Origin of the sequence: Paraburkholderia sp. RCC_158 (assembly GCF_041355255.1) — a bacterium.
Lineage (GTDB): Bacteria > Pseudomonadota > Gammaproteobacteria > Burkholderiales > Burkholderiaceae > Paraburkholderia > Paraburkholderia graminis.
On record NZ_JBFUPM010000002.1, the window covers coordinates 14309 to 39630 of the forward strand.

The 25322-nt window shown below is 63.7% G+C and carries 27 protein-coding genes and 2 tRNA genes; 12 read left to right on the forward strand and 17 right to left on the reverse strand.

The features are described from left to right. Nucleotides 1–3: 3 nt before the first annotated feature. From gsiD to AB6809_RS04405, 3 genes are read left to right on the forward strand one after another with little or no spacing between them, the layout of a single operon-like run. Complete coding sequence (gene gsiD / locus AB6809_RS04395) at nt 4–909, forward strand: glutathione ABC transporter permease GsiD (RefSeq protein WP_029968017.1); 906 nt, start codon at nt 4–6, stop codon at nt 907–909. Further along, a complete protein-coding gene (locus AB6809_RS04400) occupies nt 906–2009 on the forward strand; it encodes a P1 family peptidase (protein WP_051153927.1) in 1104 nt (367 codons plus the stop codon). Before gsiD ends, AB6809_RS04400 begins: the two co-directional genes overlap by 4 nt. Further along, entirely contained in the window at nt 2009–2845 is an 837-nt protein-coding gene (locus AB6809_RS04405) for a M55 family metallopeptidase (protein WP_029968013.1), read from the forward strand. The genes AB6809_RS04400 and AB6809_RS04405 overlap by 1 nt, the downstream gene beginning before the upstream one ends. 22 nt (nt 2846–2867) lie before the next feature. Here the strand turns inward: AB6809_RS04405 and AB6809_RS04410 are convergent, their stop codons facing one another. Further along, complete coding sequence (locus AB6809_RS04410; RefSeq protein ID WP_029968011.1) at nt 2868–3872, reverse strand: alpha/beta fold hydrolase; 1005 nt, start codon at nt 3870–3872, stop codon at nt 2868–2870. A 215-nt stretch (nt 3873–4087) separates the two neighbouring features. On the opposite strand from AB6809_RS04410, the gene AB6809_RS04415 reads away from it, so the two are divergent. Continuing rightward, nucleotides 4088–5482 carry an amino acid permease gene (locus AB6809_RS04415; protein WP_029968008.1) on the forward strand — a complete coding sequence of 465 codons (1395 nt, stop codon included), beginning with the start codon at nt 4088–4090 and terminating at the stop codon, nt 5480–5482. 191 nt (nt 5483–5673) lie between these two features. Here AB6809_RS04415 and AB6809_RS04420 read toward each other — a convergent pair. Further along, a tRNA-Leu gene (locus AB6809_RS04420) sits at nt 5674–5758 on the reverse strand. Between the two features lie 99 nt (nt 5759–5857). Continuing rightward, nucleotides 5858–7243, reverse strand: coding sequence for an oxygen-independent coproporphyrinogen III oxidase (gene hemN, locus AB6809_RS04425; protein WP_029968006.1), 1386 nt, complete (start codon nt 7241–7243; stop codon nt 5858–5860). 275 nt (nt 7244–7518) lie between these two features. Between hemN and AB6809_RS04430 the strand changes: the two genes are divergently transcribed. The 3 genes from AB6809_RS04430 (at nt 7519) to AB6809_RS04440 (ending at nt 9422) form a co-directional block, all read left to right on the forward strand. After that, complete coding sequence (locus tag AB6809_RS04430; protein ID WP_029968005.1) at nt 7519–7827, forward strand: YkgJ family cysteine cluster protein; 309 nt, start codon at nt 7519–7521, stop codon at nt 7825–7827. Between the two features lie 74 nt (nt 7828–7901). Then, the gene (locus tag AB6809_RS04435; protein ID WP_006050146.1) at nt 7902–8492 is read left to right on the forward strand and encodes a DUF1439 domain-containing protein; all 591 of its coding nucleotides are present in this window, start codon (nt 7902–7904) and stop codon (nt 8490–8492) included. 87 nt (nt 8493–8579) lie between these two features. Beyond that, nucleotides 8580–9422, forward strand: coding sequence for an undecaprenyl-diphosphate phosphatase (locus AB6809_RS04440; protein ID WP_371026043.1), 843 nt, complete (start codon nt 8580–8582; stop codon nt 9420–9422). 107 nt (nt 9423–9529) lie between these two features. On the opposite strand, the gene trmB is transcribed toward AB6809_RS04440, so the two are convergent. Beyond that, the gene (trmB, locus tag AB6809_RS04445; protein ID WP_029968000.1) at nt 9530–10330 is read right to left on the reverse strand and encodes a tRNA (guanosine(46)-N7)-methyltransferase TrmB; all 801 of its coding nucleotides are present in this window, start codon (nt 10328–10330) and stop codon (nt 9530–9532) included. 556 nt (nt 10331–10886) lie between these two features. Between trmB and AB6809_RS04450 the strand changes: the two genes are divergently transcribed. Further along, nucleotides 10887–11144 (forward strand): hypothetical protein, encoded by a 258-nt coding sequence (locus AB6809_RS04450; RefSeq protein WP_307258023.1) that lies wholly within the window; start codon nt 10887–10889, stop codon nt 11142–11144. A gap of 67 nt (nt 11145–11211) precedes the next feature. Here the strand turns inward: AB6809_RS04450 and AB6809_RS04455 are convergent. The 4 genes from AB6809_RS04455 to AB6809_RS04470 all read right to left on the reverse strand — a co-directional run bounded on the left by AB6809_RS04455 (nt 11212) and on the right by AB6809_RS04470 (nt 13522). Further along, nucleotides 11212–11285 (reverse strand) — tRNA-Gly (locus AB6809_RS04455). Between the two features lie 85 nt (nt 11286–11370). Further along, on the reverse strand, nt 11371–11934 hold the full coding sequence (locus AB6809_RS04460; protein ID WP_006050150.1) for a YggT family protein: 564 nt from the start codon (nt 11932–11934) through the stop codon (nt 11371–11373). Between the two features lie 233 nt (nt 11935–12167). Further along, the gene (locus AB6809_RS04465; RefSeq protein ID WP_006050151.1) at nt 12168–12488 is read right to left on the reverse strand and encodes an EthD family reductase; all 321 of its coding nucleotides are present in this window, start codon (nt 12486–12488) and stop codon (nt 12168–12170) included. Between the two features lie 77 nt (nt 12489–12565). After that, the gene (locus AB6809_RS04470; RefSeq protein WP_029967996.1) at nt 12566–13522 is read right to left on the reverse strand and encodes a Rossmann-like and DUF2520 domain-containing protein; all 957 of its coding nucleotides are present in this window, start codon (nt 13520–13522) and stop codon (nt 12566–12568) included. 261 nt (nt 13523–13783) lie between these two features. Between AB6809_RS04470 and AB6809_RS04475 the strand changes: the two genes are divergently transcribed. The 3 genes from AB6809_RS04475 (at nt 13784) to AB6809_RS04485 (ending at nt 15791) form a co-directional block, all read left to right on the forward strand. Further along, nucleotides 13784–13945, forward strand: coding sequence for a hypothetical protein (locus AB6809_RS04475; RefSeq protein WP_165919826.1), 162 nt, complete (start codon nt 13784–13786; stop codon nt 13943–13945). A gap of 368 nt (nt 13946–14313) precedes the next feature. Then, a complete protein-coding gene (locus AB6809_RS04480; protein ID WP_006050154.1) occupies nt 14314–14625 on the forward strand; it encodes a hypothetical protein in 312 nt (103 codons plus the stop codon). Between the two features lie 191 nt (nt 14626–14816). Then, a complete protein-coding gene (locus AB6809_RS04485; RefSeq protein WP_006050155.1) occupies nt 14817–15791 on the forward strand; it encodes a threo-3-hydroxy-L-aspartate ammonia-lyase in 975 nt (324 codons plus the stop codon). Between the two features lie 81 nt (nt 15792–15872). On the opposite strand, the gene AB6809_RS04490 is transcribed toward AB6809_RS04485, so the two are convergent. Both AB6809_RS04490 and AB6809_RS04495 read right to left on the reverse strand, forming a co-directional pair. After that, nucleotides 15873–16571 carry a LysE family translocator gene (locus AB6809_RS04490; protein ID WP_006050156.1) on the reverse strand — a complete coding sequence of 233 codons (699 nt, stop codon included), beginning with the start codon at nt 16569–16571 and terminating at the stop codon, nt 15873–15875. 58 nt (nt 16572–16629) lie between these two features. Further along, nucleotides 16630–18198, reverse strand: coding sequence for a UbiD family decarboxylase (locus tag AB6809_RS04495; RefSeq protein WP_371026044.1), 1569 nt, complete (start codon nt 18196–18198; stop codon nt 16630–16632). 614 nt (nt 18199–18812) lie between these two features. On the opposite strand from AB6809_RS04495, the gene AB6809_RS04500 reads away from it, so the two are divergent. Next, nucleotides 18813–20027 (forward strand): lytic transglycosylase domain-containing protein, encoded by a 1215-nt coding sequence (locus AB6809_RS04500; protein WP_006050158.1) that lies wholly within the window; start codon nt 18813–18815, stop codon nt 20025–20027. Nucleotides 20028–20199: 172 nt separating this feature from the next. Here the strand turns inward: AB6809_RS04500 and AB6809_RS04505 are convergent, their stop codons facing one another. From AB6809_RS04505 to AB6809_RS04535, 7 genes are all read right to left on the reverse strand, one after another. Further along, nucleotides 20200–21396: a pyridoxal phosphate-dependent aminotransferase gene (locus tag AB6809_RS04505; RefSeq protein ID WP_006050159.1), complete on the reverse strand. Its 1197-nt coding sequence runs from the start codon at nt 21394–21396 to the stop codon at nt 20200–20202. Nucleotides 21397–21548: 152 nt separating this feature from the next. Next, nucleotides 21549–21983, reverse strand: coding sequence for a transcription antitermination factor NusB (nusB, locus tag AB6809_RS04510; protein ID WP_006050160.1), 435 nt, complete (start codon nt 21981–21983; stop codon nt 21549–21551). Next, nucleotides 21980–22486 carry a 6,7-dimethyl-8-ribityllumazine synthase gene (ribH, locus tag AB6809_RS04515; RefSeq protein WP_006050161.1) on the reverse strand — a complete coding sequence of 169 codons (507 nt, stop codon included), beginning with the start codon at nt 22484–22486 and terminating at the stop codon, nt 21980–21982. Before ribH ends, nusB begins: the two co-directional genes overlap by 4 nt. Before the next feature lie 48 nt (nt 22487–22534). Then, the gene (gene ribBA / locus AB6809_RS04520) at nt 22535–23671 is read right to left on the reverse strand and encodes a bifunctional 3,4-dihydroxy-2-butanone-4-phosphate synthase/GTP cyclohydrolase II (protein ID WP_006050162.1); all 1137 of its coding nucleotides are present in this window, start codon (nt 23669–23671) and stop codon (nt 22535–22537) included. A gap of 190 nt (nt 23672–23861) precedes the next feature. Beyond that, nucleotides 23862–24176: a CcdB family protein gene (locus tag AB6809_RS04525; RefSeq protein ID WP_006050163.1), complete on the reverse strand. Its 315-nt coding sequence runs from the start codon at nt 24174–24176 to the stop codon at nt 23862–23864. Continuing rightward, nucleotides 24176–24412, reverse strand: a complete 237-nt coding sequence (locus AB6809_RS04530) for a type II toxin-antitoxin system CcdA family antitoxin (RefSeq protein WP_149029194.1) — start codon at nt 24410–24412, stop codon at nt 24176–24178. Before AB6809_RS04530 ends, AB6809_RS04525 begins: the two co-directional genes overlap by 1 nt. A 287-nt stretch (nt 24413–24699) precedes the next feature. Next, a complete protein-coding gene (locus tag AB6809_RS04535; protein WP_006050165.1) occupies nt 24700–25314 on the reverse strand; it encodes a riboflavin synthase in 615 nt (204 codons plus the stop codon). Between the last annotated feature and the right edge of the window lie 8 nt (nt 25315–25322).

Here is a 25322-nt window from a genome sequence, read left to right on the forward strand (position 1 = left end):
CGCATGAGCACGACAGCCACCGAGCCGAATGCGGCCAAACCTACGAGCGCCGAGCGCACGATCCGCACGCCGTGGAGCGAATTCTGGCGCAAGTTCCGCAAGCAGCATGTGGCGCTCGCCGCCGGCATTTTCGTGCTGCTGCTGGTCGTGGTCGCGATTGCCGCGCCGCATATCGTGCCCTACGACCCGGAGAATTTCTTCGATTACGACGCGTTGAACGCGGGGCCTTCCGCTGCGCACTGGTTCGGCGTCGATTCACTGGGCCGCGATATTTTCAGCCGCATTCTCGCGGGCTCGCGCATCTCGCTCGAAGCAGGCTTTCTTTCCGTTGCGATAGGCGCGGTGATCGGCACGTTCTTCGGGCTGCTCGCCGGTTACTACGAAGGCTGGTGGGATCGCATCACGATGCGCGTGGCCGATGTGCTGTTCGCTTTCCCCGGCATTCTGCTCGCGATCGGCGTGGTCGCGATTCTCGGCAACGGCATGGTCAACGTGATCTGCGCGGTGGCGATCTTCAGCATTCCGGCGTTCGCGCGGCTCGTGCGCGGCAATACGCTAATGCTTAAGCAGCTCACGTATATCGAAGCGGCGCGCAGTATCGGCGCGTCGGACTGGACCATCATCGTGCGTCATATCTTGCCGGGCACGATCTCGTCGGTCGTCGTGTACTTCACGATGCGTATCGGCACGTCGATCATCACGGCCGCGAGCCTGTCGTTTCTCGGACTCGGCGCGCAGCCGCCGACGCCCGAGTGGGGCGCGATGCTCAACGAAGCGCGCGCCGATATGGTGACCGCACCGCATATCGCGCTGTTCCCGAGCCTCGCGATTTTCCTCACCGTGCTGGCGTTCAACCTGCTCGGCGACGGTTTGCGCGATGCGCTCGATCCGAAACTCGATCGCGCATGAGTTCGATGCAATCGCAACCTTCGCAGGCTGATAACAACGCGCCGCATATCGGCACATTGCCGAGCGGTGCGCTGGGCACGATCGCCGATGTAGAGGGCGTCACCGTCGGACATTGCACGCTCGCTGAAGGCGCGCTGCAAACCGGCGTGACCGTGATTCGTCCGCATGCGGGCGATCCGTTTATCGACAAGGTGCCCGCGGCTGTGTCGGTGATCAACGGTTTTGGCAAGAGCATCGGGCTCGTGCAGATCGACGAACTCGGCACGCTCGAAACGCCGATTGCGTTGACCAACACGTTCGGCGTGGCCGCGGTGGCGCAGGCGCAGATTCGCGCGGCGATTAACGCGAGCCCAGGCATTGGGCGCGAGTGGCCGACCGTCAATCCGCTGGTGTTCGAATGCAACGACGGATATCTCAACGATATTCAGGCGCTTGCGATCGGCGAACAGCATTTCAACGATGCGTACGCGGCAGCCGGAACTAAGGTGGCACGCGGCTCGGTCGGCGCGGGCCGCGGCATGTCGTGCTTCGATCTGAAGGGCGGCATCGGCACTGCATCGCGCGTGGTGAGCGTTGCGGGGCGAGAGTACGTCGTCGGTGCGCTCGCGCTCGCTAACTTTGGACGTTTGCCGATGCTGGTTGTCGACGGCCATCCTGTCGGGCGCATCCTGGCTGAACGCGCAGCGAAAGCGAAAGCGAAAGCCGATGCCGATGCAACAAAGCCCGAGCAAGGCTCGATCATCATGATCGTCGCCACCGATGCACCGCTCGACGCGCGTCAACTCAAGCGCCTTTCGTTGCGCGCGGCAGCGGGCCTCGCGCGGACGGGTTCGGTGTATGGCCACGGCAGCGGCGACTTAGCGCTCGCCTTTTCGACGGCCTACACGGTGCCGCATCTCGCGCAATACATTGCGCTGCCGCCGCTCGTCGCCGATCAATGCATGGACCCGCTTTTTCGCGCCTGCGCCGACAGCGTCGAGCAGGCGATTCTCGACGCGTTGTGGAGCGCGCAATCCGTCACCGGCCGCGATGGCCATCGACGTCTATCGCTGCGCGAGAGCGTCCCCGACCTCGCTCATTTACTCAAGCAAAGTCCCTGATGAAAGTCCTTATTTCCGCCGACATCGAAGGCATAGCCGGCGTATTTCACCCCGAGCAAACGCGTGCGGGCAACGGCGAATATGAGGCCGCGCGCCGCTGGATGACGCTCGAAGCGAACGCCGCAATCGAAGGCGCCTTTGCGGGCGGCGCGACGCAAGTGTGGGTCAACGACTCGCACGGCGGCTTTCGCAATCTGCTACCCGATCTGCTCGACGCGCGCGCCCAGGTGGTGCTCGGCAAACCGCGCACGCTCGGCATGATGGCGGGCCTCGAATATGGCGCGTCGCTGGTCTTCATGATCGGCTATCACGCGATGTCGCAAACGCGCGGCATCCTTGCGCACACCATCAACAGCTTTGCGTTCGCACGCGTTTCGCTGAACGGCGTGGAGGTGGGCGAGGCCGGGTTGTACGGTGCGCTCGCTGAAGAATATGGCGCACAGGTAGCGCTTTTATCGGGCGACGACGTATTCGCCGAGGAAACCGCGCCGCGTTTTCCAGGCGCGCGTTTTGTCGTGACGAAGAGCGCGACGGGGCACGCGAGCGGCGTCACGCAATCGCCGGCAAACGCTCGTGCGGCGATAGAGAGCGCGGCGCGCGAGGTCGTGCAGCAGCATCTCGCCGAAGGACGCGCGCCGCATGCAACGCGCGCCGCCGCAGCAAAACCCGTCGAGTGCGAACTGCGCGTGCAGACCAGCGCGCTCGCCGATCTCTTCTGTCAGTGGCCGACCATGACGCGCGTCGATGCGGTCACGCTGCGCTTTAGCGCGGCGTCGGCGGAACATGTGGTGCGCATGCTCAACTGCCTGTCCGCGATGTCGTTCATGCTGCGGTAGCGAGTGTGTTGCGGGCCTACGCCTACTGCTGCCGGCTCAATTCGCGCGCGGCGCGGTCGATCACGTCCGCAATCGCGCCCGCATGCGACACCGGCGCGAGATGGCTCGACGCAATCGGCACGATCTTCGCGCCCATCCGCTCGGCCATGAATCGCTCGACGTCCGGCGACACGGCGCGGTCTTTCGTCGTCAGCACGTACCACGAAGGCTTCTCTTTCCACGCGACCTGACTGACCGTTTCGCCGAAAGCCGTCGCGGCGATCGGCACCTGCGCCGCGGACAGCACGCGCGTCACGTTCTCGGGGACGTCGGCGGCAAAATCCGCGTGATACTTGCTGCGATCGAGCCACAGAAAGCCGCTTGCATCCTTCGTGATGCCTGCGCCCGCCGGCATCGGCGCGGCGCGCTTCAGCAGGTCCGTCGTCGACTCGTGCAGATCCGGCGCAACGGCCGCCACGTAGACGAGTCCCGCGACGTTCGGCGCATTCGCGCCCGCTTCGGTAATCACGACGCCGCCCCACGAGTGACCGACGAGTATCGTCGGCCCTTGCTGGCGAGCCAGCACGCGGCGTGTCGCGGCGACGTCGTCGGCGAGCGAGGTCAGCGGGTTCTGCACCGAGCTTACGTGATAGCCCTTTTGCTGCAGCTTCGCGACCACGCCGTTCCAGCTCGAACCGTCGACGAATGCGCCGTGGACCAGCACGACGTTGCGCACGGGACCGGTCATGGGCGCGGCGGCGGGCGGTGCGGCGGCGGCTTTGGCGTGCGGTGTGCTCGGCGCGCCTGAAGCGGGGGCGGGCACTGCGGCGGCGCTGGCTTCGGCGGCAGGCGCCTGGCCGGGCATCTGATCCCGTACCGCAGGCGCGGAAGATTCGGCAGCCGGGCCCGGCATGGGCAGCACGCCCGGTGCGGCAGACGTTGCAGGCTCGGGCGCCGGAGCCGGCGTGTAAGTCTGCGCGAACGCGCCGCGGCTCGCAAAACAAAGACACAAGACGGCAGCGCAAACGAGGCGTTTTTTGGGCGACATGCTGAATCTCCGGAGAGGGCCAACCCGACTACGGCAACATACCGAACCGGCGCCGCAGTGACAATCACATTCGGCGGGGGCAAGTGCGGCGCGGCACGAAGCGCGGGTTGACACCAGTATTTGGGCAATATCGGCCGGGGTAAAATTTTCGGTTCTGCCGGGGCGGGCCACAAGTCTGCTGTCGGGCGATCGAAATCCATACACTGGGGCGCAATTTGAACAATGCACTACAGCAAGAGGGCCTGAAGCGCGGGCTCAAGAATCGCCATATTCAACTCATTGCGCTCGGCGGCGCGATCGGCACGGGCCTTTTTCTCGGCTCGGCGAGCGTGTTGCAGGCCGCCGGCCCGTCGATGATTCTCGGCTACGCCATCGGCGGAATCATCGCGTTCATGATCATGCGGCAGTTGGGCGAGATGGTTGCGCAGGAACCGGTGGCGGGCTCGTTCAGCCACTTCGCGTACAAGTATTGGGGCGACTTTCCCGGCTTCCTGTCGGGCTGGAATTACTGGGTGTTGTACGTGCTCGTCAGCATGGCTGAGCTGACGGCGGTCGGCACCTATGTCCACTACTGGTGGCCCAGTGTGCCGACGTGGGTATCGGCGCTCGTCTGCTTTGCCGGCATCAACGCGATCAATCTCGCGAACGTGAAGGCGTACGGCGAAACCGAGTTCTGGTTTGCGATCGTCAAGGTCGTGGCCGTGATCGGCATGATCCTGTTCGGCGGCTACCTGCTTATTTCCGGCCACGGCGGACCGCAGGCGTCGATCACGAATCTCTGGAGCCACGGCGGATTTTTCCCGCATGGTTTTCATGGCCTCTTCACGATGCTCGCGGTCATCATGTTTTCGTTCGGCGGACTGGAGTTGATCGGCATTACCGCAGCCGAGGCCGACGAGCCGCAAAAGAGCATTCCGAAGGCCGTGAATCAGGTCATCTACCGGATTCTGATTTTCTACATCTGCTCGCTTGCCGTGCTGCTTTCGCTGTATCCGTGGAACGAAGTCGCGGCCGGCGGCAGCCCGTTCGTGATGATCTTTTCGCAGATCGGTTCGACGTTGACCGCCAACGTGCTCAACGTCGTGGTGCTGACCGCGGCGCTGTCCGTGTACAACAGCGGCGTGTATGCGAATAGCCGCATGCTGTACGGTCTCGCGGAACAGGGCAATGCGCCGCGCGCGCTGATGAAGGTCGACCGGCGCGGCGTGCCGTATATGGCGATCGGCCTGTCGGCGCTCGCCACGTTCACGTGCGTGATCGTCAACTATCTGATTCCCGCGGAAGCGCTCGGCCTCTTGATGGCGCTCGTGGTTGCCGCGCTGGTGCTGAACTGGGCGCTGATCAGCCTGACGCATCTGAAGTCGCGCCGGGCGATGGTTGCCGCGGGCGAGACGCTCGTCTTCAAGTCGTTCTGGTTTCCGGTGAGCAACTGGATCTGCCTCGCGTTCATGGCGCTGATCCTCGTGATTCTCGCGATGACGCCCGGTTTGTCCGTGTCCGTGTGGCTCGTGCCGGTGTGGCTCGTGGTGATGTGGGCGGGTTATGAGTTCAAGCGCAGGCGCGCGGCGGCGCATGGGAGTGCTGCGCGGGTGGTTGGGCGGCAGAGTTGACGATCAGATGGCGCGACGGGTTGCTGTCGCGCTGCTTGCGTTGGTGGTGGCGCGCTCGGTTCGTTTTTCGAAGCGAATCGGGCGGGCGCAAACCGCGCGACAAGATTGCGAAACCAAAAACGAAAAACCCGCGAAGCGTTCAGCCGGCGCGGGTTTTCTTTGTGTTGCTTGGGTATTGCTTGGAAACTTGATGGTGCCCAGGGCCGGAATCGAACCGGCACGCCTTGCGGCGGGGGATTTTGAGTCCCCTGCGTCTACCAATTTCACCACCTGGGCAGATCTTGCGGCACACGCGTTAAAAACTCTCGCGCGGCGAAGACGCAGATTATGGCCGAAAATCCGCCGACGGGCAAGCCGCCGCCATTCGCCAGTCGTTCAGACAGTGCGCGAAAACCGTTCGAGCGTCTGCTGGCCGAGATAGTGGTCGAACACCATCGCGATGTTGCGCACGAGCATGCGTCCGGCCGTCCGCACTTCGAGCTTGCCGTCCGTGACCGACACGAGGCCGTCCTGCTCGAAGCCGCGCAAGCGTTCGAATTCGGGCTCGAACGTATCGGCGAAGCGGATACCGTACATCGCTTCGAATTCGTCGAAGCGCAGTTCCAGATTGCACATCAACTGGGTGATGATGTCGCGCCGCAAACGGTCGTCGGCGGTGAGGCGCACGCCGCGCGTGATCGCGAGTCGGCCCGCGTCGATCGCGGCGCCATACGCCGGCAGATCTTTTGCGTTTTGCGCGTAGACGTCGCCGACCTTGCCGATCGACGACGCGCCGAAGCCGATCAGATCGCATTCGGCGCGCGTGCTGTAGCCCTGGAAATTGCGGTGCAAGGTCCGCTGTGCCTGGGCGCGCGCGAGTTCGTCGGTGGGCAGCGCGAAATGATCCATGCCGATGTACACGTAGCCGGCCGCGGTCAGACGCTCCACCACGCGTTGCAGGATAGCGAGACGCTCGGCAGGCGAGGGCAGCGCCGCGGCGTCCATCTGACGCTGCATCTTGAAGAGCTTCGGCATATGCGCGTACGCGAACACCGACAGGCGATCGGGCGCGAGCTCGATCATCGTGTCGAGCGTGCGGCTGAAGCTCGACACCGTTTGATGCGGCAGTCCGTAGATCAGATCGACGCCGATCGAATGAAAGCCCACGTGCCGCGCAGCCTGCATGACCGACGCGGTCATATCGAGCGGCTGGATGCGGTTGATCGCCTGCTGCACGAGCGGATCGAAATCCTGCACGCCGAGACTCAGCCGATTAAAGCCGAGCTTGCGCAGATGCACGATCGTATCCGGCGAGGCCTCGCGCGGATCGACTTCGATCGAATATTCGGCTTCGCTGTCGGGCAGCAAGGTAAAGTGGTCGCGGGCCGCGCTCATCAATTCGGCGAGTTCGTCGTTCGACATGAAGGTCGGCGTGCCGCCGCCCAGATGTAATTGCGACACCGGCCGGCGCGTGTCGAAACACGCTGCCTGCAAGGCGATTTCGCGCTTCAACTGGTCCAGATACGGGCGCGCGCGCCCGCGGTTTTTCGTTGCGATCTTGTTGCAGCCGCAATAGAAACAGACGGTGTCGCAGAACGGGATATGGAAGTACAGCGAGAGGTCCGCGGCGGACGCGCCGGGATCGGCTGCCGCGCGCAGATAGTCGGCGGAGTTGAAGTCGTCGCGGAACTGAAGGGCCGTTGGATAGGACGTATAGCGTGGGCCGTTCGCGCTGTATTTGGCGAGCAGGTCGGGGCGAAAGAGCGAATTGGCGTTGGTCATGAGTGGCTCGTGTTCGACGGCCGCGATAAGAGGCGGGAGTCGCGCCGGTTGCGCATGGTTTTTTGCGGACCGCGTGGAAACTGCGTGCGACGTACTCGGGCGCCTCGTGAGCGTGGCCTTTATTTAGATCCTTAAGATCGTTCAGATCCTCAGATCGAGAGCCAGTGTAGGGGAGCCGCCTCGCGCGCGATTGTGTAAAAAGGTCGCACGCGACACGGTGGCACAATGCGGGACTGGCGCTGCGGCGCCGTTGCTCGAATCCAGGAATTTTCGTCGTGAACGATGTATATGGGCGCGTTGCAAAACGCGAGTCTCTGACCGATCATGCGTGCCGGCCCGATTGCGGCGCGTGCTGCATCGCGCCGTCGATTTCGAGCCCGATTCCGGGCATGCCGAACGGTAAGCCGGCAGGCGTGCGTTGCGTGCAGCTTGCCGACGATTTGCGTTGCGCTATCTTCGGACGGCCCGAGCGCCCCGCGTGCTGTTCGGGATTGCAGCCGCAAGCGGAGATGTGCGCAGACGATCGAGGGCAAGCGCTTTTGTGGCTCACGCAACTGGAGGCGCAGACGCAGCCCGCGCGTTGAATCAAACAAGTGCGATGAAACAAGTGCTTTGACAGAGGGCTAAGCCCTCAACTGTGGTCGATTGGAGAAACCGTATGGCTCGATTGGTTGCGCCGGCCCGGCGCCGTTTTTTATTCGCCGCGCTGGCAGGCGCGAGCGCGCTTGGCGCCGTCTCGCTCGCGGCGTGCGCGACGTCGACTTTTCCGTTCATTCCGTCGCATTACACGTTCTCGCAGCAGCAGGTGCAGGACGCCGTGCAGCGGAAATTTCCGTATCAGCGCACGGTTTCCCAGGTGTTCGACGTCGCGTTGAGCCATCCGGTGGTCGGCTTGCTGCCGGACGCAAACCGCGTGTCGGTGAAGCTCGACGCGCACCTGGCGAGCCCCTTCATGCCGCAGCCGGTCGACGGTGTTTTCACACTGTCGAGCGAACTCGCGTACGATGCCGCGAGCCGGTCCGTCGTGCTTAAATCGCCGAACGTCGACAACGTCAGCGTGAGCGGCCAGGCGCAGGCGTACACGCAACAGATCAATGCTGCCGCCGCCGTCCTCGCGACGCAGTTGCTGAGCAACTACCCGATCTACACGTTCAAGCCGGAACAGTTGCAATTTGCCGGAGTGAACTACGAACCCGGTACAATCACGATCCTTACAAACGGTATACGCGTGCAAATCGTCGAGAAATGACGCTGTGCGCGGCCGGCAGGGCCGCGCGTCGCCGTGCTGCTCCTGCCAGTTCCGGCAATCGACAATCAATAGCGATGAGGGGCACGGATGGACTGGTTATTGGCTTGCAAGGCGTTGATTCTGGGCATCGTCGAAGGTCTGACGGAGTTTTTGCCGGTGTCGAGCACCGGGCATCTGATCGTCGCGGGCAGTCTGCTCAACTTCACCGACGAACACGCGAAGACCTTCGACGTCGTGATTCAACTCGGCGCGATTCTCGCGGTGTGCTGGGAGTTTCGCCGGCGCATCGCCAGCGTCGTGACCGGCTTGCCGAGCTGTCCTGAGGCGCGGCGCTTCACGCTCAATGTAATCATCGCAACCATTCCGGCGATCGTGCTCGGACTGCTGCTCGAAAAGTCGATCAAGGCGGCGCTCTTTTCGCCGGTGCCGGTCGCGTTCGCGCTTGTCGTCGGCGGCGTCGTCATCTTGTGGGCCGAGGCTCGGCAGCGCGGGCAAGGCGGCGAAGGCAAGGCCGCCCGCGTGCACGACGTGGACGACATGACGCCAATGGACGCGCTGAAAGTTGGCCTGGCCCAATGCTTCGCGCTCATTCCCGGCACGTCGCGCTCGGGGTCGACGATCATCGGCGGGATGCTGTTTGGTCTCGACCGCCGCGTGGCGACGGAGTTTTCGTTTTTCCTCGCGATCCCGATCATGTTCGGCGCGACGGCCTACGAGTTGTACAAGGACTGGCATCTGTTGTCCGTCGACGCGCTCGGCATCTTCGCGCTCGGTTTCGTGGCCGCGTTTGTCAGCGCGTTTCTGTGCGTGCGCTGGCTGCTTCGCTATATTGCCGGGCACGATTTCACGGCGTTCGCGTGGTATCGCATCGGCTTCGGATTGCTGATTCTGCTGGTCGGCTATAGCGGCGCGTTGAGCTGGACGGATTGACGCCGGCGCGCTCTTTTGCGCGAGACAAAAAAGAAGGTCCGCCAATTATGTTGGCGGACCTTTTTTATTGGCCGAGGCCGATGTCCAGGCCGTGAGCGCTTTCGCCTTTACGCGATCTCGCGCTTGCGGAACACGAGATCCCACACGCCGTGGCCGAGCCGCAGACCGCGCCGCTCGAACTTCGTCACCGGACGATAGTCAGGCCGCGGCGCATAGCCGTCGACGGTATTCTGCAACGACGGCTCGGCGCTCAGCACTTCGAGCATTTGTTCGGCGTAGTTTTGCCAGTCGGTCGCGCAATGCAGATAGGCGCCGGGCTTTAGCCGCGAGGCGAGCAGGGCGACGAACTTCGGCTGAATCAGGCGGCGCTTGTGATGGCGCGCCTTGTGCCACGGGTCGGGAAAGAAAATATGCACGCCGTCGAGGCTATCGGGCGCGATCATCTGTTCGAGCACCTCGACGGCGTCGTGCTGAATGATGCGGATGTTGGTGAGCGACTGCTCGCCCATCAGCTTCAGCAACGCGCCGACGCCCGGCTCATGCACTTCGACGCCGAGAAAATCGTCGGCCGGACGGTGTGCGGCGATCTCCGCCGTCGTCGCGCCCATGCCGAAGCCGATCTCGAGCACGCGCGGCGCTTCACGACCGAACACGCTGTTCCAGTCTGGCTGCTGCGGCGCGAACGGCACGACGAAGCGCGGACCGAGTTCGTCCATCGCGCGGCGCTGGCCGGTCGACACGCGGCCCGCGCGCGTGACGAAGCTGCGGATGCGTCGGCGGTGCAGGGTTTCGTCTTGCGGAGCGTTGGCGTCGGCGTTGGCCTCGGTCTCGGCTTGGTGCGCGTCGGTGTCGCTGGAGGGTGTCGGGAGTTCGTCGGGCAAGCCGGCGTCGTGGGTATCGTGGATCATGGTCGATGCTGCTACAAGGTGAAGGTCGCGGTTGGCGTGGGCATGGGGCATCGGGCGCTTGGGCGCTTTGTGACGCCGCCGCGGCGCGTAGGCCGCGTCGGCGGCATATTGTGCGCGCCGATTGCCGCGTCGGCTGCCATGCGATCGCGCCGGGTTGCCGCGCCGGCCAGCCGTCGCTATAAAAAAGCCGCCTTCGTCGAGGCGGCTCGTGCTTGATTTCCGCCGAAGGCTCGGCAGTCAGGTGGAGCGGGCGTTGCAAGTGCGCGTAAGGTAGCACAACGCAAAAGGGCGCGTCCAGACAGAGTCCACTTGGCAGCAACGGCGAACCGGGCGACATTACGTTTCGATAACGGAAGTCACCGGTTATGTGATTTAATCGTTCTGTAAGCCATTTCTTCTTTCCAACGATTAATTCACGCGAATATCCGTTATGAGTCAGCACTCACACAATCACCGCGAAGCAAAAGCAGCGAAAACCGGCTGGATTGCAATTGGGCCGAACCGAGTTCCGGCTACTTCACGCAATGCGCTTCGTAAAGCGATGCAGATTGAACGCGTGCCGCTAACGCAATTCAACGACCTGTTGTGGCTGATGGCGCAGGAGTCGGGCGGCGCGGTCAATCTGCGCAATTCGAAATCGGGCGCGCGTGGGCTTTTTCAATTGCTGCCGTCGCAATATGAATTGAATCCGGACGGCCTCGAATCATTCGGCGATGCCGTGGAAGAATGCCGCGGCGGTATTCGATATATTCTCGGCCGCTATCACCATGCGGCGTCCGCACGGTTGGTGTGGCAAGCGAATCACTGGATTTGAAGTTTTGGGGAATGCAGATACTTTCCACGGAACAGCGGCAACGATTGGGCAATTGCCGGAAAGTATCTGGAGCGGGCGATGGGAATCGAACCCACGGCTCTAGCTTGGGAAGCTAGGGTATTACCATTATACGACGCCCGCAGAGCGCGCTATTTTACTCGCGAAAGGGCAGCAAGCGCAAATTGCGCCGCTGCCTTGTTTAGCTCATGGGCCGCGCGAGCGCGCCTCAGATCACGAAGTAAGTGAGCTGAACCGCAGCACGCGTGACCACCATCAACAGAACCTGCACGATCACGAACAGCAGAATCGGCGAGAGGTCGATGCCGCCCAGTTGCGGGATCACTCGCCGCAGCGGGTTCAGAAACGGCGCGGTCAACTGGTACAGAATCGGCATGGCCGGCGAACGCGGATTGAGCCAGGACAGGAGCGCCATCAGAATCGTCAGCCAGATGATCAGGTTCAGCGCCCACTTGATCAGCGTCAGCACCGCGACGATCAGCAGCGTGGGCAGCAGCGTGAGCGGATCGGCGCCGGTCAGCACCACCATCAACACCACGTAGATGATTGCCGCGATCAGCGCTGCGACGAGACTCGCCCAGTCGACGTTGCGCGTGGTCGGCAGAATCCGCCGCAGCGGCAGAACGATCCAGTTGGTGGCTTGCAGCACGGCGTTCGTGACCGGGTTGTACGGCGGCATGCGCACGACCTGCAGCCACGCGCGCAGCAGCAGCGCCGCGCCGAACAACGTGAAGAGGGTATTGAGCAGAAAACGGGCGATATCGCCAAACATCTCGTGTCCTTATGCTTCTGATGGCAGCCGTTCAACGGCCTGGGCGCCGGCGCTTCGGTGGGGCGCACGGCGGTTTGTCATGTCGCATGCGCCGCCGATGCGGCCGCATGCATTGTGCAACCTTGCTGACGCAGCGATGCGGAACACGGTTGCCTCGACGTAAGCGCAACGACTGGCCGCACGAATCGGCCGCCAGCAGTGCCGCTCCGGCTCCGCGTCACGCGTCCGCGTCACTACACCGAAACCTTGATCTCGCTGATGAAAATCGCGCCGTTGCCGCCGTCGGTGTAATTCGGAATGTCGGCGAGAAGCCGCTCCGACGCCGGCTTGAAGACCTTGTAGAAATCCTCGGTGCTGTCGAACAGGAAATGGCCCGCGGCCACATACGGCGGCGGCGTGCCCGGCGGCCCGGCGTTGATGCCCACGTCGACGGACCAGCCCTTCAGCGACGGGCCGAACAGCTCCGCCGCAAGCGGCATGTGCGTGGCGCAGTAATACTCCACGTCGAAGTGGCCGTTTTCCCGGTACGGATAGAGGATGCTGACCTTGATCATTGTGCGTTCTCGTCTGTTGGTCCCGAAGCGAGGCGCCGGCGGATTGCGCGCGGCGCCGGACGTCACATTATCACGGCTTACTTGACGCTTGCACCTGCTGCCGCCTGATTGAGTGACCGTCCCAACGATTCTTCGACGGCGTCCGAGATGGCGTCGATCGCGGCGGGCGGCGTGGCGCGGCGTTGCGCCAGCGCGACCGCGCGCCGCGACAGCAAGCCGTACAGCGCGGCATGGTCGCCGCCGAGGCTCTCGAACAGCGCCAACTGTTTCTGCACGACCCCGGTGTCGCCACGCGATATGGGTCCGGCGAGCGCGTTCGACAGCCCCTTGTCGCGTGCGGTTTCGATGGTGCCCGCGAGCATCGGCAAGAGCGCACGCAACGCGTCGTCTTCGGCGAAACCGAGCGTGCGCCACAGCGCGACGCATTCGGCAAGGCTGCACAGCGCGAAGCTCGCCGCGTAGTGCGCGGCGCCGTGGTACAGCATGCGGCTGCCTGGCGGAATCGACAGCGGATGGCAGCGCAGCGCGAGGGCCAACGCGGTGAGCGTGTCCTTCAAGGCGCCGTCGGCCTCGATTGTTATGGAACAGCCGGCGATACGGTCGACGTCGCTCGCCTCGCCGCCAAAAAGATACAGCGGATGAAACCCGCCGATCGACGCCCCCTGGTCGCGCGCGGGCGCCAGCAGCTCGACCGGCGATGCGCCGCTGCAATGCACGAGCGCCTTGCCGCCGGCTTTGTCTCGGTCCTGGTCCTGGCCCTGTTCCGGGTCAAAACGCAGTATGTGCGCTGACGTACCGATGCTGTCGTCCGGAACGGCTAAAAAGACGACGTCGGCGTTGTCGATGACCTGCTGAGGGTCGTCGAGCGCCAAGCAGCCAGGAATCTGGCTGGCGAGCCGGGCGGCGGATGCCGCGGTACGGCTTGCCACCGCCGTCACGGGATAGCCCGCGTGGGAAAAACCGAGCGCGAGGCAACGCGCGAGCCGGCCCGCGCCGATAAAACCGAGGCGGGGCAGAGGACGGGACTGGGACATGTCGGCGGGCTCCAGACGGGGCTTGGACGGGAAAGCAGCAGTATCGCGCATCGGCCGGCGGGTGGAGCAAGCAGGTGGAGCAACTCGCGACGACTGTCGTCAGATGAGTTTGCCGGCGATATGACGCGCACAGCCGGTCATGGCGGCGCGCCGGCCCCGCGGGCTTGAAAACTGCTCACAATTTCCGCATGGCCGATGTGGCCGTGGCTGTTTCATGGGTACGCGCTTAGCAATGTTGCAATCGAACTCGGGGAGGTCACGATGAGCATTTTTTCTTACCGGAAGCATCTGCGGTTTCTGACGCATGCGCAGCGGCGTCGCTGGTGGGACCAGAAAAAACGTCTGAGTCCGCGCGTGCGGATCAGCGTCGCATACGTTCCGCCGAATGTGTCCCGCGAATTTGCCTACGTGAAAGTCGGCTGACGCCGCACCCAACCTCGGACAAGACAATGCCCGGCCTGCGCGCCGGGCTTTTTATTGCCTGTTGCGCGCCGCCCTCGGTATTAAAGCTAATTTGTAATTAAAGATTACCGGGGTGACGTCCGTTGAACCGGCATGCGCCTGTGGAAACCGTTCGCCGCGTGCGCGACACGCGCAATCGCTTGATTCTGCACGGCCTTCCCGCATATCCAACTGCGCCGCCGACGCGACGGCAATGCAATTTCTTTTCGCCTATTGCAATTTGCAACAAATGCGAACAGCGTCGCGCGGGCTTTTTAGATAAATTGATTTCGTAGCATGCAAGGCATGCGCAGTCGGCGACCTTGAGTGGGCCGCGCCAGGAGAACAAAGTGAAAAAGATCGTCCCGTTTGTTGTTGCTGCCGCACTCGGCGTGGGGCTTGCCTCCGTCGCGCAAGCGCACGTCTCTGTCGGTATCGGTATCGGGGTACCGGTCGCGCCGGCGTACCCGGTCTACGCGGCGCCTCCGCCGGTGTACTACCCGCCGCCGCCGCCCGTCGTCTATGCTCCGCCCGTTGTCTATGCGCCGCCGCCGGTGGTGGTCGGCGGATACGGTGGATACTATGGTTATGGCCGACCGTATTATCGCCACGGCTACTACCGCGGTGGATATGGCTACGGACACGGCTACTATCGGCGCTAAGCGAATCGGCTAGCGGGCTGAAGCCCGATGAACGGCGTAACGCCGGCTTGATTGCCGGGTTACGCCGTTTTGTTTTTTGACTAACTTTCGACGTGTTTTTTCATTGCCTCGCGCGAATGTTCGCCGGCGTTCCAAAGCGGCGGCGAAGCTGGGAGAATGGCCGTCTCGCCACCGCTCAGGAATCTCCGCCGATGCAGCCGAAGCAGCCACTCCCCGCTCCCACATTCGACGACGTACTCGACGCCGCCGCGCGCCTCGAAGGCGTCGCGCACCGCACGCCGGTCTTGACCTCGAGCACCTTCAACGAGCGCACCGGCGCGTCGGTGTTTTTCAAGTGCGAGAACTTTCAGCGGATGGGCGCGTTCAAGTTTCGCGGCGCCTATAACGCGATCTCTCATTTCGACGCCGAGCAGCGCAAGGCCGGCGTGCTGACCTACTCGTCCGGCAATCATGCGCAGGCCATCGCGTTGTCGGCGCGCCTCGCGGGCATCCGCGCGACGATCATCATGCCGCACGACGCGCCCGCCGCCAAAGTTGCCGCGACCAAGGGCTACGGCGGCGAAGTCATCACCTACGACCGCTACAAGGAAAACCGCGAGGAGATCGGCCGGCGGCTTGCCGAGGAGCGCGGCATGACGCTGATTCCGCCGTACGATCATCCGCATGTGATCGCGGGGCAGGGCACGGCGGCCAAGGAACTGATCGACGAAACCGGCCCGCTCGACCTGTTGTTCGTCTGCCTGGGCGGCGGCGGGCTGATTGGCGGCAGCGCGTTGTCGGCGGCGGCACTGAGCCCGGAGTGCGCGGTGATCGGCATCGAGCCGCAAGCAGGCAATGACGGTCAGCAATCGCTCGCGCGCGGCGAGGTCGTGCATATCGACACGCCGCGAACCATCGCCGATGGCGCCGCGTCCACCCATCTTGGCGACTACACGTTCGCGATTATCCGCAAGCTGGTCGCGCGCATCGAAACGGTCACCGACGAGCAATTGATCGAGACGATGCGCTTTTTCGCTCAGCGCATGAAGATCGTGGTCGAGCCGACCGGCTGCCTCGCGGCGGCGGCAGTGCTCAACGGCGTCGTGCCCGTGAAGGGTAAGCGGGTGGGCGTGATCGTGAGCGGCGGCAACGTCGACCTTGAGAAGCTCGCGCAGTATCTGGCGTGATCGCTTGATCGCCCGGCGGCGCCCGCCCGCCGTTGATGTTTGCGAAAACGGCCTCGCCTCGTTGCCGGCGCGCGCCGTTTTTTATCCGCTCGCTGCTTGCGCAACGGGCGAGTGCTGCGCCGTTTGCAATATCAGATCGCGATAGCCGTTCACGATCACGCTATATGAGAAGTACGCGAACAGCAGCGCGGACAGCACATGGCAGGCGCGCAGCAAACCGGTGCCGGCGCGTTTGCGGCCGTGACTGCCCAGACCGCAAATAAACACGGTCCAGCACAAGCCGCCCAGAAAGAAGCCGCCCAGGAACACTGGCGCGGTGGCCGCACTGGTCGCGCCGGCCTTGGCAATCAACGCGCCGCCGACTGCGGCGAACCACAGAATCGCCGACGGCGACGACACGGCGAGCAACACGCCGCGCAAGAAGCCGCGCCACGCCGAAAGATGCGGCGCGTTGACATCGGCCTCGCCGGCGACCGGCGGCGCCGACGCCGGGAACATCGCTTCGCGCGCCATCTTCCATGTGAGAAACAGCAGGATGGCCGCGCCGCCTATCCACACGACCCACCGCACCGACTCGAACTGCAGCAGCGCTGCCATGCCGGCGAGCGCGAGGGCCGCGTAAATCAGATCGCCGACACACGACCCGAGGCCGAGCCAGAAGCCGGGTTTGAAACCGTGCGACAGCGCCAGAGAAATCATCGCGACGTTCACGAGGCCGATGTCGAGACACAGCGACAACGACAGGAAAAACCCGTCGGACATCATCGAAAAGGCATGCATCCGCAGTAACTGCTCCATCGATCTCGTTAGTAGGTTGTTCGGTTATGCGGGGCGGCGCTCAGAGGCCCAGCTCGTTCCACAAACTGTCGATGCGCTGCTTGACCGCCGCGTCCATCTCGATCGGGCGGCCCCATTCGCGATCCGTTTCGCCGGGCCATTTGTTGGTCGCGTCGAGTCCCATCTTCGAGCCGAGTCCAGCGACCGGCGACGCGAAGTCCAGATAGTCGATCGGCGTGCGATCCACGAGCACGGTATCGCGCGTCGGGTCCACGCGCGTCGTGATCGCCCAGATCACTTCCTTCCAGTCGCGGATGTTGACGTCTTCGTCGACGACAACGATGAACTTCGTGTACATGAACTGCCGCAGGAAGCTCCAGACGCCGAACATCACGCGCTTGGCGTGGCCCGCGTAGCTCTTCTTCATCTGCACGATGGCCATGCGGTAGCTGCAGCCTTCGGGCGGCAGGTAGAAGTCGGTGATCTCGGCGAACTGCTTTTGCAGCAGCGGCACGAACACCTCGTTGAGCGCGACGCCGAGCACGGCCGGTTCGTCGGGCGGTTTGCCGGTGTACGTGGAGTGGTAGATCGCGTCGCGGCGCATCGTGATGCGCTCGACGGTAAACACGGGGAACCACTCCTGTTCGTTGTAGTAGCCGGTGTGGTCGCCGTAGGGGCCTTCCAGCGCGTGCTCGTAAGCCGCCGACGCGCCCTTCACTGGCCGCGGCGGCGCGCCAGCAGGAGCAGGCGAGGGCGCGCCTTCCTGCGGGTGGATGAAGCCTTCCAGCACGATCTCCGCGCGCGCGGGGACCTGCAGGCCATCAACGCCGGGCGTGAGGCACCTGGCGAGCTCGGTTCGTCCGCCGCGCAGCAGGCCGGCGAACTGATATTCGGAGAGCGTGTCCGGCACTGGCGTGACTGCGCCGAGGATAGTGGCCGGGTCCGCGCCGAGCACGACGGCGACCGGATACGGCTTGCCCGGGTTCTTCAGCGCGAACTCGCGAAAATCGAGCGCGCCGCCGCGATGCGCGAGCCAGCGCATGATCAGCTTGTTGCGTCCGATTAGCTGCTGGCGATAGATGCCGAGGTTTTGTCGGCTCTTGTTCGGGCCTCTCGTGACGGTCAGGCCCCAGGTGATCAGCGGGCCGGCGTCGCCTGGCCAGCAGGTCTGAATCGGGAGTTTTCCGAGGTCGATGTCATTGCCTTCCCACACGATTTCCTGGCAGGGCGGCGCGCTCACGGTTTTCGGCGCCATGTCCCAGACCGCCTTCGCCAGCGAGAACAGCTTGCCCGCGTCCTTCAGCCCTTTTGGCGGCTCCGGTTCCTTCAGCGCCGACAGCAAGCGGCCGACGTCGCGCAGCGATTCGAGCGCCGCGCCATCGCCTTCGCCGGCCTGCGCGTCGACGCCCATGCCGAGCGCGACGCGCCGCGGCGTGCCGAACAGGTTGCCTAGCACCGGGAACGCATGCGCCCCCTTGTTCTCAAACAGCAAGGCTGGCCCGCCGGCTCTCAGAACGCGGTCGCACAGTTCGGTCGTTTCCAGGACCGGCGATACCTTTTGCGGAATGCGGCGCAGTTCGCCGATCGTCTCGAGACGGCCGATGAAGTCGCGCAAGTCTTTGTATTTCATCTTTGCGGTTCAGTGCCGCGAACGGCGAAAAAAGGGAACGGCTGGAACGGCGTGACGCTATTGGCGGCGCCGAGGCGATTGTCGATTTTACCTGCGTTGGTTAGCGCACGTAGATCGGCCGAACGTCATAAGACTCGCGGACGCGGCAAAATCGCCCGAAAAGCGCTTCGCGCGGTGGTTCGCGGGCTCCGAAGGGCCGTCGTTATTACAATTAGTTATACATTTGCCTGTTTGTAGTGTTGACGATCTATAAAACCGTGCCCTAGAATCCGTCCACATTGGTTGCAGGGCGTGGAGTTTTTTACCGCCGCCCCCGGTCCCATCTGACGCAACGCGTCACCGCTTACCGAAGCCCTGCACGGTATTCGTCGGTCTTATTGATGTCCTCGCCAGCGCCATCTGACGCTGGTTTTTCGCGTGGGAGCCACCGCCCGCATGCTTTGCAGCCTGCCGCGGACCGCTTTCAAGATGGCTCCCCACAACGGTATTTGCCGTTTTCCCGACGTCGCTGCTGCCCTAACCAGACAGAGCGCGCGATGTCTTGACTCTGCGAATGTGTGTTGCCGCCTGTTTGTTCAGCGGAATTCGCGGATCATGCAACATGGGAGATCTGAATGAACGCCTGGTTATCGTGGCGTCCTGATGAACGTATCGCGCAGATCGTGCGCGGTGCCGTGCGTCGTGGGACGCAATTGAGTCATCACCTGTTCAGCATTGTCGGCGGCATGGCCGTCGTGCTGGCAATCGCGCTGTGGCTGATGCCGACGTGGCGCGGCACGCTCGCGGCCAAACTGATGCCGGTCCTCTCGGCCGCTGTCCAGGCCGGACCCGCGCGTCTGCTGCAGGGCAATCCGCTGCCGGCTTTCGGGCCGCCGGGGCGCACGTCGTCAGACGAAACGCTGTCTTCGAACACGAACACGAACGCCGCCGACGCGGCCAACGGCAACGGCGCCAGCAACGCCGGCGTGGCCGTCAGCAATACCAGCTACGACGGCGCGTTCGACGGCACCGGCTCGGCCGGCGGCATGGGGATCGCGGCGCTCAACGGCCTCGATCCGCGCACGATGCAAAGCGTCACCGCGCTTGCCCGGCTGATTCCGGCGCAACGCGTTTCCGCCGACGCCCGCGATGACCGCGTGCTGGTCTCGTCGCGTGAACAGGCGCTCGTCGCGTCATACCTTGCCCGGCGCTACCGTGTCGCTCAGGAGCCCGTCAGCGAGCTCGTGAAGGCCGCCTTCGACACCGGCCGCGAAGTCGGTCTCGACCCGCTGCTGCTGCTGTCGGTGATGGCGATCGAATCCGGCTTCAATCCTTACGCCGAGAGCGGCGTGGGCGCGCAGGGTCTGATGCAGGTCATGTCCAAGGTTCATTCGGACAAATTCCAGTATTTCGGCGGCGAGAGCGCGGCGCTCGAACCGGTCGCGAACATCAAGGTCGGCGCGCTGGTGCTGAAGGACTGCATCGCGCGCGGCGGTTCGTTGCCGGGCGGTCTGCGTCTCTATGTCGGCTCGACCTCGCCGGACGACGGCGGCTACGGCGCCAAGGTGATGGCCGAGCGCGGGCGTCTGCGCGACGTCGCGCGTGGCCGCAAGGTGCCGATCAATGCGCCGCAGGCTCCGGTAATCACGGCGTCGAACAATGCGTCGGCTTCTTCTGCGCCGGCTGCTGCGAATAGCAACAATGGCAAGCGCGTGCAGGTGACGCTCGAAGGAAGCCATCCTTTGAGCGCTGCTACGCCGCCGGGCAAGACGCCGGGTTCGTCGGAGCAGGACGATGCCAGCGTGAATGCGCCTAAGCATGTGGCTTCGAATGCGGAGCTGGGTGCGTGAGGGGTTGACGGCTTAAGTAGCTCTCGGCGAAAGCTGAGGGCAGAAAAAAGGACACTTGCGAGTGTCCTTTTTTGCGTTTGGAGGGCTGGTTGTGGGGTTGGCGGTTAGATGGCTGCTGCCACTGGCCTCGCAACTACGCGACCGACGCGCCTACATCAGCCGCCACATCTCGCTACTTTCGCCCAAAAAGCCCCGCAAGGCGCTCGACCGCTTCCTCGAGCTTCGGATACGCGGTCGCATACGACAGCCGGATATATTGCTTCGGCGCATGCGTGCCGAAGTCCATCCCCGGCACCAGCACGACGCCTGCGTCGTGCAGCATCGCCTTGGTGAGCGCCGAACTGTCGCCGGCGGCAGGGTGATTGACGGTCCCGCAGTCGGCGTACACGTAGAACGCGCCGTCGGGCATGACCGGCACCGTGAAGCCGAGCGATTGCAAGGCCGGCGCGATGAAATCGCGGCGTCGCTTGAACTCCAGACGGCGCGCTTCGTAAGTCGCGATGGTTTGCGGTTCGAAGCACGCGAGCGCCGCGTGCTGCGCCAACGCCGACGCGCAGATGAAAAGGTTCTGCGCCAACTTCTCGAACGCGCTCACCATGCCCGGCGGGACCACGAGCCAGCCGAGGCGCCAGCCTGTCATGTTGAAGTACTTGGAGAAGCTGTTGACGGTGATCACATCCTCGCCGTATGACAGCGCGGAGATTGGCTTCGCGTCGTAGCTCAAGCCCTGGTAGATTTCGTCGACGATCGTGAAGCCGCCGCGCGTGCGCACCGCCTTGACAATGCGCTCGAGTTCGGCCGGTTCGATCGAAGTGCCGGTCGGATTGGACGGCGACGCGAGCAGCACGCCGCGCGTGCGCTCGTTCCACAGCCGTTCGACGTCGGCGGCGGTCAACTGGAAGCGTTCGGCAGGGCCGCTCGGCACCATCACCGGCTTGCCTTCGGCGGCGATCACGAAATGGCGGTTGCACGGGTAGCAGGGGTCGGGCATCAGCACTTCGTCGTCGCGATCGACCAGGGCCGCGCACGCCAGCAGCAACGCCGCCGACGCGCCCGCGGTCACCACGATTCGCGCAGGATCGACGTTGACGCCGTAGACCTCCGCGTAGTGGGCCGAAATCGCTTCACGCAGTGTGTGCAGGCCGAGCGCGCTGGTGTATTGCGTGACGCCGCGGCGCAGCGCGTTCGCGGCTGCCTCGATGACCGGTTCCGGCGCGGTGAAGTCCGGTTCGCCGATCCCCATGTGAATGATGTCGCGCCCCTCGCGCTCGAGAAGCGCGGCCTCTTTGGCCAGCTCCATCACGTAGAAAGGCTGAATGGAGTCGACGCGTGCGGCGAGCCGCATAAGAGGTTCGGTCACGGAGTTCATTCGATTAAATCCAGTTCAAAAGCAGAAACCGGACGGCGCCTTGCGCGTTGACACATGCGCACGGCGGCGTCCTTACAGCGATTCGTTCCAATCCGGCCGATGCGCGGCTGCGGCAGCGGCGTTGCGCACCTGAGCCCGCCGCACTCTGACGCCTAGCGCTTGCGAGCCGCTTCGATCTCCGCCGCGCGCAGCTTGGCAGCCAGCTTGTCCAGCACGCCGTTCACGTACTTGTAGCCGTCCACGCCGCCAAACGTCTTGGCGAGCTCGACGGCTTCGTTGATCACCACGCGATAAGGAATGTCGACGTGATTCTTCAGCTCGAATGCGGCGACCAGCAGCACCGCGCGTTCGACCGGCGACAACTGCTCGATCGGACGGTCGAGACACGGAGCGATGTCGGCCGACAGCGCCTCCGAATCGCGGATCACGCCATGCAGAATCGCGTCCAGATGCTCATGATCCGCTTTGTCGAAGCCCTGCGCGCCGCGCAGTTGCGCGTCGATCTCACCGCCGGGCGAACCCGACAGCAGCCACTGATAAAGCCCCTGCGTGGCCAGTTCGCGGGAGCGTCGGCGTGCGCTCTTCATGCCTCTTCCTCTTCTTCGTCTTCTTCTTCGTCGTCGCCGCCCAACTGTTCGAGCGCGACCGCCAGATTCGCCATTTCGACGGCGACGCGCGCCGCGTCACGGCCCTTTTCGGTCATGCGGGCGACCGCCTGTTCGTCGTTTTCCGTGGTCAGCACGGCGTTGGCGACAGGGATGCCGAAGTCGAGGCCGATGCGCGTGATGCCCGCGCCGCTTTCGTTCGACACCAGTTCGAAGTGATACGTCTCGCCGCGAATGACCGCGCCGAGCGCGATCAGCGCGTCGAACTGCGCGCTCTCGGCGAGCTTCTGAAGCGCGAGCGGGATTTCGAGCGCGCCCGGCACCGTGACGAGCAGCACGTCTTCGCCCGTCACGCCGAGGCGCTCCAGTTCCTCGATGCACGAGTCCGCGAGGCCGTTGCAGACCGGTTCGTTAAAACGCGCCTGGACGATGCCGATGCGCAGTCCGTCGCCGTCGAGGTTCGGTTGGTATTGTCCGATTTCCATGTGAATTCCGTAGTGTTTGAGTGGGCGCGAGGCGCGTGAATGGCCGGATCAGCCTTGTTGCGGAGTCTCTGCGATACCGCCGGGCATGGGTACGAAACCGGTGACTTCGAGACCGTACCCCGACATGCTGCCCAGCTTGCGCGGGTTCGACAGCACCTGCATCTTGCCGACGCCGAGCTCGCGCAAAATCTGCGCGCCGATGCCGTATGTCTTGAAGTCGACTGGCCGCCGTTTGAGCGCGTCTGCTTTTTCCTTCGAATCGAACGCCTTGAACACGTCGATCAAATGCTCTTTCGAGTCGCCGCAATTGAGCAGCACGATCACGCCGAGTTCGCGCGAGGCGATCTCTTTCATGGCTGCGTCGAGTGTCCAGGAATGCGTGGATTCGCCGACTTCGAGCAGATCGAGCACCGAAAGCGGCTCATGCACGCGCACGGGCGTGTTCTGCTCGGGCGTCGGCGTGCCGCGCACGAGCGCGATGTGCGGCTGGCCGCTCGGCTGGTCCAGATACATGACCGCGCGAAACGCGCCGTGCGCCGTCTGCATGGTGCGCTCGCAAATGCGCTCGACGATCGACTCCGTGCGGCTGCGATAGTGAATCAGATCCGCGATCGTGCCGACTTTCAGGTTGTGCTGTTTTGCGAACTCCATCAGGTCGGGCAGGCGCGCCATTGTGCCGTCGTCGTTAATGACTTCGCAGATCACGGCGGCCGGCGTGAGACCGGCCAGCGCGGTCAGGTCGCAGCCAGCTTCCGTGTGGCCCGCGCGCACCAGCACGCCGCCCGGCTGGGCCATGATCGGGAACACGTGGCCCGGCTGCACGATGTGCTCGGCCTTCGCGTCCGGCGCGACGGCCGCGGCGATGGTGCGGGCGCGGTCGGCGGCCGAAATGCCGGTCGTCACGCCTTCCGCCGCCTCGATGCTCACGGTGAACGCGGTGCCGTACTGCGTGCCGTTGCGATACGTCATGAGCGGCAGATTGAGCGACTTGCAGCGTTCCTGCGTGAGCGTCAGACAGATCAGGCCGCGGCCGTAGCGGGCCATGAAATTGATCGCTTCCGGCGTGACGAATTCAGCGGCGAGCACGAGGTCGCCCTCGTTTTCGCGATCTTCTTCGTCGACGAGGATCACCATACGGCCGGCTTTGAGTTCGGCGATGATCTCTGGAGTGGAGGCGAGCGTCATGGTGGCGAGTTTTTCGGGAAAGCGCGTATTTTACGCCACGCGCGGTCCCAAGTCGCCTCCGCCGGATGGCATAGGCCGTTTGGCCGACTGGCGATGCGGCGTCGACAGTTGTTATGCTCGGCGAAACGATGGAAGACCGTCCTGGGGACCCTCTTTAGCGAGGCATACGTAGGTGCCAACGCTGAAAGGTTCACCATCCGCCAAATAATCGGTCTAGCGCCGACATGATTTCGTCTTGCCGATGTACGAGCGAGCTAACTGGCTTGGTCAGCGCGCTCCGTGGGACTGCAGCGAGTGTCGGCGTATCGAGCATGCACTCAATACCCTCGATGATGAACACGGGGATCAGATCCGGCGGAAGCGGTACCGGGGCAATCCGGTCCAAGCGGCGTAGCGGGACGACCACGCGGGTCGCCAATCCAGACAGATGATTTCCCTGGACCTCGACGACATATGGCGTACCCAAGTGTCCACTCGGGTTTGAGAAGACGTCGAAGCGGGCCATCAGAACGTCCGGTACTGCGCAAGCGGGAGGCCGTCGCGCTCGACCATGTCGTTATAAGCCTGAATAAAGTCCGCAAATTTGATCGCCCACTGGCGGTCCTTTTCGGCCTGTACCGCCTGCCGGATGGCTCGCTCGCATGTCTGCGAAAAGTTGATGCCCAGTTCCTTGGCGTCCTTGTAGACGTCTTCGGGGAGGCTGATGTTGGTGGCTCGGCGCGGGCTGGTGTCCGTTGTCATGTGTCGCATGTCGGTCCCTCTCATGTGGGAGTTTATGCGCATTGTAGCCCACACGAACGTGTTGTGCTCCCGGTGCTCATGCCGACTTGGCCAAGGTCCGCCGCGTAGCAACCAGCAGCCCTTCTTTCATCGCGACTTTGCACTGCACCAAAGTTAGTGGCCGAGCGGGTGAACAAAGGCTGGCGACGAACTTTTGAGCCTCGTGGGGCTAGAAAGCCGTATGGCTGCGCGAAGCCAACGTCGTGCTCGCCGGCCGTGCTCATCGTGATCCATGACGCCACTGCCACTTACTTCGGCGCGTTCAACATCCGCTCCACATACCGCGCAATCAGATCGATTTCCAGATTCACCGGCGTACCTTCACGCAGATGCTTGAGCGCGGTGACTTCCACCGTGTGGGGAATGAGATTGATCGAGAACTCGCAGCCATCGTCGCGATCTTTAACCGAGTTGACGGTCAGGCTCACGCCGTTGACAGTGATAGAACCCTTGTACGCCAGATAGCGGCCGATCTCGCGCGGCGCCAGCACGCGCAGTTCGTGAGACTCGCCGACCGGCGCGAAGTGGGTGACCGTGCCCAGGCCGTCCACGTGGCCGGAGACGATGTGGCCGCCCAGCCGGTCATGCGCGCGCAGCGCCTTTTCGAGGTTCACTTCGCCGACTTCGCCGAGACCCGCCGTGCAGTTCAGGCTTTCGCGCGACACGTCCACTTCGAACGAATGGTCGGTTTTCGCGACCACGGTCATGCACGCGCCCTGAATGGTGATGCTGTCGCCGAGCTGCACGTCGGCGAGGTCCAGGCCGCCGGCTTCCACGCTCAGACGCACGCCCGCGTCGCCGTTCGTGCCGAGCGGCTTGACTGACTCGATGCGGCCCACTGCCGCGACGATTCCTGTGAACATCGTACTAA